General features: G+C 57.2%; 7 protein-coding genes. 6 read left to right on the forward strand and 1 reads right to left on the reverse strand.

The features are described from left to right. Positions 1-664: 664 nt before the first annotated feature. The 6 genes from F4X57_15155 to F4X57_15180 all read left to right on the forward strand — a co-directional run bounded on the left by F4X57_15155 (position 665) and on the right by F4X57_15180 (position 4,827). Positions 665-1,201: a DUF177 domain-containing protein gene (locus F4X57_15155; GenBank protein ID MYC08484.1), complete on the forward strand. Its 537-nt coding sequence runs from the start codon at positions 665-667 to the stop codon at positions 1,199-1,201. Between the two features lie 86 nt (positions 1,202-1,287). Continuing rightward, entirely contained in the window at positions 1,288-1,491 is a 204-nt protein-coding gene (locus F4X57_15160; protein ID MYC08485.1) for a 50S ribosomal protein L32, read from the forward strand. Positions 1,492-1,620: 129 nt separating this feature from the next. Continuing rightward, the gene (gene fabD, locus F4X57_15165) at positions 1,621-2,577 is read left to right on the forward strand and encodes an ACP S-malonyltransferase (protein ID MYC08486.1); all 957 of its coding nucleotides are present in this window, start codon (positions 1,621-1,623) and stop codon (positions 2,575-2,577) included. Positions 2,578-2,581: 4 nt separating this feature from the next. Then, positions 2,582-3,067 (forward strand): transcription antitermination factor NusB, encoded by a 486-nt coding sequence (nusB, locus tag F4X57_15170; protein MYC08487.1) that lies wholly within the window; start codon positions 2,582-2,584, stop codon positions 3,065-3,067. A gap of 208 nt (positions 3,068-3,275) precedes the next feature. Next, positions 3,276-3,536: an acyl carrier protein gene (acpP, locus tag F4X57_15175; protein MYC08488.1), complete on the forward strand. Its 261-nt coding sequence runs from the start codon at positions 3,276-3,278 to the stop codon at positions 3,534-3,536. Positions 3,537-3,798: 262 nt separating this feature from the next. Beyond that, positions 3,799-4,827, forward strand: coding sequence for a zinc-binding dehydrogenase (locus F4X57_15180; GenBank protein ID MYC08489.1), 1,029 nt, complete (start codon positions 3,799-3,801; stop codon positions 4,825-4,827). 54 nt (positions 4,828-4,881) lie between these two features. Here the strand turns inward: F4X57_15180 and F4X57_15185 are convergent. Further along, positions 4,882-5,179, reverse strand: a 298-nt coding sequence (locus tag F4X57_15185; GenBank protein ID MYC08490.1) for an endonuclease domain-containing protein, incomplete at its 5' end; no start/stop codon positions are given.

Below are 5,179 nucleotides of genomic sequence, written 5' to 3' on the forward strand. Positions count from 1 at the left end.
CCCCCATCCTAACCTTCCCCCATCGAGGGGGAAGGGACTTTTGAAATTGTCTTGTGGATTCAGGGCATTTCGGTTGTCACTTTGAACGAAGTGAAGGGTCTAAAATCGCTGTGTGGAAATAAGCCTGTCCGTAGTAAAGGCGTTTAGATTTATCGCTTCGCTCGAAATGAGATGAATAATACCTGAATAATCACAATGACCTGAATCATTGAAAGACCTTGCATGAATAATCGAAAGACCTTAGATATGGGATGAAAGCGTTTCCATTCGGACGGTCGAAATAGCAAAGCCCGTTCGTCGTAAAGTCGGAAAACGGGTTTGCTTGCGACGATCCTTGCCTTTGCGAGGATATGCTTCAGATTCCTCACTGCGTTCGAAATGACAAGGAGGGAGTAGGTTCGGGATGACAAGATGGGATTAGGTTCGGGATGACAAGGAGGCGCGGGATGACAAGGAGAGCGCGGCAAGAACGGCACGGCAAGAACGGCGCGGGATGACGAGAACGGTGCAGAATGGTAAAGACGGCGCGGGATGACGACATTGAGGTTTTGTGAAATCGTCCTATTTTCATTCGTGAAACTTGACACAATGCTGCGTTTCTCGCTACAATTCGGTTTTAATGACCTAGAATGTCGTAGGATTGTGCGCTGCGGAGGTGAAATGGATGTATTTCAATGTTTCGCAGTTGCTGAAGGACTCGAATGGCTCTTCCCGATTGTATGAAGTGAACGACTTCGCGAGCGTGCGGGAAGGCGCGCCGATGACGCATATCTCCGGCACGGTGTCGATGCTGCGCACGGATGCCGGTATTTGGCTGAGCGCGCAATTGTCAACATATTTCGACTGCGAGTGCAGCCGCTGCGCCAGCGAGATGGAACAACTCGTGCGGATGGACATCGAGGAGGAGTATCTGCCCGAAGCGGATGTCAATACCGGCGCGATCCTGAACATTCCGGACGATATGGCGGATAACTTCTACATCGACCGCACGCACACACTAGACCTGAGCGAGGCTGTTCGGCAATACTTCGGCTTTAGCATGCCGTTCAAGCCGGTTTGTCGAGAGGATTGCAAGGGTCTGTGCTTGACTTGCGGAGCTGACCTGAACGATACTGACTGTTCCTGTGACAATGTTATTAGGGATCCGCGATGGGGGGCGCTGCTGGCGTTCGCATCGCCGCAAGAGCCTAACTACAATTGATTACGCTATCAGCATCTCTTTCTGTCAGAGCGCCGGACGCTGATAAGCCGACCGAATGAAAGACCGACGAACTCAAAGGACGAAAAATGCCACCACTGCCAAAGAAGAAGCACTCGAAGGGTCGTCAGGGGGGACGGAAGGCGCACTTCGGGATGAAACCGTTGACACTTACGCGGTGCCCGCAGTGCCCCGAGATGCAGTTGCCGCACAGGGCGTGCCCGGTTTGCGGATATTACAACGGCCGGACCATAGCCACAGGTTCTAATGCCACAGGTTCTAATTTTGAATAGTTTCAATCTTATCGGACGGATGGAGGATGTATTTTCTCGCATACTGTCCATTTTGTTGTCTAGAGTCGGCTTAATGCCTTAGTGCCGGCAGGCTTGAATGCTTGAAACTTTTACTCAGGAGATGGACAGATGACTCTCAGCTTTATGCCTCAGACACAGGGCGCGAAGATGGGCTTTTTGTTCCCCGGACAGGGCGCGCAAGCCGTAGGTATGGGAAAGCAGCTCTACGACGAGTCGCCGGCGGCGCGCGAAGTGTTCGCGCAGGTTGACGACGCGCTGGGACGCTCGCTTTCGGACATTATGTTCAACGGGCCCGAAGACACTTTGCGACAGACCATCAACGCGCAGCCGGGCATCATGGCGGTGAGCCTCGCGTGCATGAAGACTATGCAGGAACGGCTCGGCGACGATATGCCGCAGCCCGCTATGACCGCAGGCCACAGCCTCGGCGAATACACCGCGCTGGCGGTATCCGGCGTGCTTGATGTCGGCGACACGGCGTTTCTGGTGCAGCGGCGCGGCGAACTGATGCAAGTCGCATGCGACCAGAACCCCGGCACGATGGCGGCTATCATCGGGCTGGACGAGATGACGCTCGAGCAGATTGCAGTGGAGACAGGCACATACGTGTCCAACATCAACACGGCAGAGCAGATTGTCATCAGCGGCGACAAGCTCGGTGTCGCGCGGGCGTGCGACCTCGCCACGGCTCGCGGCGCGAAGAAAGCCATACCGCTGCGCGTAGGCGGCGCGTTCCACTCAGGGCTGATGGAACCGGCGCGCGCAGGGCTTATCCAAGCCATCAACAGCGTGCAGTTCCACGCCCCTCAGATTCCAATTGTCGGCAACTGCGACGCGCAGCCGCTTAATTCGGCAGAGGACGTGAAGCGCGAGCTTATCGCGCAGATTTGCGGCTGCGTGCAGTGGAAGCGCACCGTGGACTATATGGTGGACTCCGGCGTCAACGAGTTCATCGAAGTCGGACCGGGCAAGGCGCTATCCGGCATGGTCAAGCGCATATCGCGGCGCTCGCAGATTACCGCAGTCGGCGATTTGGAATCCATCCTGAAGCTGAGCAGGAACTAGGTTCGTGGCAGAAGTAGTCGCGCTCCGGCGAGAGGCGAAGGCAGACACGGCATCTAACGCACGGGGGATTACTGCACGGGGCATAGCGGTCCGGCGCAGAACGCGGGCGCTGGTCATGCAGGCGCTGTACGAAGCCGACACGGTGGAACACAGCGCGGCCGATGTGCTCTCTGAACGGCTGTCCGATGCGGCATTGTCGCGCCGGGACTCGGAGTTCGCGCGCGGGCTGCTGGACGGCATCTCTTCAAACGCGGCGAAAATAGATAACATGATAGCCGAGTTCGCGCCGCACTGGCCAATCGAGCAGATGGCGGTGGTGGACAGGAACATCCTGCGAATGGCAATCTACGAGATAATGCTGTCGCAGGACACGCCGCCGAGAGTCGCCGTCAACGAGGCGGTGGAACTGGCGAAGGCGTACGGCGGAGACAGCGCGCCGCGCTTCATCAACGGCGTACTGGGCAGCGTGATGAGGGCGTCGAGCCGGTAACGCTGTGAACAGGCACATTGCGGACAGGCGCAAATTGCCTGACAAATTAGTGTTCTCTATAAGTGCTGATAATGCAAATCGGACCTGCCCATAACGGTGCTGGATTCCTGCTTTCGCAGGAATGACGATTCGATAATCAGTACGTGCCAAGAATACCGACAAATTTGATACAGGAAAATCATCACTGAAAACCGCGGAGGTATCAGAAGTGGCAACCGTAATGGAACGGGTTCAGACAATCGTCGCCGACAAGCTCAGCGTCGATGAGGCCGAGGTATTGCCGGAAGCGTCCTTCATGGAGGACCTGATGGCAGACTCGCTCGACTTGGTCGAACTCATCATGGCTTTTGAAGAAGAGTTCAGCGATGACGACACGACCATTGAAATCTCGGACGAAGACGCCGAGGGAATCACCACCGTGCAGGCGGCGATCGACTTCCTCGCGGCGAACGGCGTAAGCGACGACTAGGCTTTCGCAAGACAACCGAATACTGCTGACTTGTATGGACAGGATGTAAGGGATATGCTGTTGAAGCAGCGCCCGGTCATCCTGTCTATTCGTGTTTGTTCTATAATCGCCTTATGTCCCTTTTCCCGTAGAGGGTAGGTTAGGAGGGGCGGGAAGGGAACAAGCGGAACAATAACGATCACAATAATGATCAAGGGGCATTGGGAGAATCACAGGTAAGCCGCGCAGACGACAAGCGACATGCGACGCAAGGAGGGTAACTATGCGAGCAGCCGTCTATAAGGGAGAGCGCCGTCTTGAAGTAGAGGAGATTGTCACGCCGACTGCAGGACCGGGCGAGGTGGTGATTCGCGTGAGGTATTGCGCCGTGTGCGGCACGGATGTGCATGCGTTCATGTACGATGTCGCGCCGCCGGGCACGGTGATGGGACACGAATACTGCGGCACGGTTACGGAAGTCGGCGAGGGCGTTACGCGCTGGCAGGTCGGCGATCGCGTCGTGGGCGGCGGCGGCAATCCTCCGCCGGGCTATGTGCGCACGGGCGCGCGCTTCGACCCGCGCTATAACTACCGCACAATGGGCTTCCCCGAAGGCGCGAAGACTCGCGCGTACGCTGAGTATGTGCTGCTGGAAGACTGGGAGCCGGTGCCGATACCGGACGGCGTGTCGGACGAAGAAGCGGCACTCGCCGAGCCGTGCGCCGTTACGGTGCATGCGGTGCGCCTGTCGCAGCTGAAGCTCGGCGACAGCGTGCTGGTGATGGGCGCCGGACCTATCGGCCTGTTCTGCATGCAGACCGCGCGGGCGGCAGGCGCGACGTCGGTGTTCGTCTCCGAGCCGGCGCCGGCGCGCGCGGAGGCTGCCCGCAGGCTTGGTGCGGACGCGGTCATCAACCCGTTCACTGAGAATGTGGAGGAGCGGCTCGTGAAACTGACGGACGGCAAGGGGCCGGACATCGTGTTCGAGTGCGCGGCTGTGCCGAATCCGTCCACGCTCGACAGCGCGCTGAATATCGTGGCGCGCGGCGGGCAGGTGGTGCTGGTGGCTATCGCGTGGGAGCCTACGCCGCTGGTAACGCCCGACTGGATGGCGCGTGAAGTGAAGCTGCAAGCGTCGTTCGGCACCGCGCCGGAAGACTGGCGCATCTCGCTAGAGCTAATGCGCGCGGGCTTGGTGAATGTTGATCCCATGTTGGGCGACACTAACTTCCTGCCGCTCGATGACATACAATCTGCGTTCGAGTCGCTGATGAAGCCGTCAAGTCAGGTGCAGATGGTCGTCAGATTGTAGGGTATATACCCAATTACTGAGACGAATTCACAAATGCAGTCAATCTCCAGATCGTCATTCTTGCGAAGGCAGGAATCCAGAAATTGACTGATAGGATGGGGATGAAAGCCGCTGAACATCTATGAATATCGCTTCTCGCACGGAATCCGTCTCTTGCAACACCTGATTGTTCCAGAACCTTATCACTCTGAAGCCTTCGCGCTCCAGCCAGGCAGTGCGCGCGGCATCGTAGCTTGCTGACTGTTGGTGCTGTCCGCCGTCAACTTCTATGACAAGTCTGTTCTCGAAGCATACGAAGTCAACGATGTAATGACCTATTGGTGCTTGTCGGCGAAATTTGCAGCCGGACACT

Source organism: Chloroflexota bacterium, assembly GCA_009840355.1.
Lineage (GTDB): Bacteria > Chloroflexota > Dehalococcoidia > Lucifugimonadales > JADFKI01 > Bin90.

Excerpts from the sequence above, each read along its gene's own strand:
- F4X57_15155 (MYC08484.1), top strand. The coding sequence starts at position 665 with ATGTATTTCAATGTTTCGCAGTTGCTGAAGGACTCGAATGGCTCTTCC.
- F4X57_15160 (MYC08485.1), top strand. The coding sequence starts at position 1,288 with ATGCCACCACTGCCAAAGAAGAAGCACTCGAAGGGTCGTCAGGGGGGA.
- fabD (MYC08486.1), top strand. The coding sequence starts at position 1,621 with ATGACTCTCAGCTTTATGCCTCAGACACAGGGCGCGAAGATGGGCTTT.
- F4X57_15180 (MYC08489.1), top strand. The coding sequence starts at position 3,799 with ATGCGAGCAGCCGTCTATAAGGGAGAGCGCCGTCTTGAAGTAGAGGAG.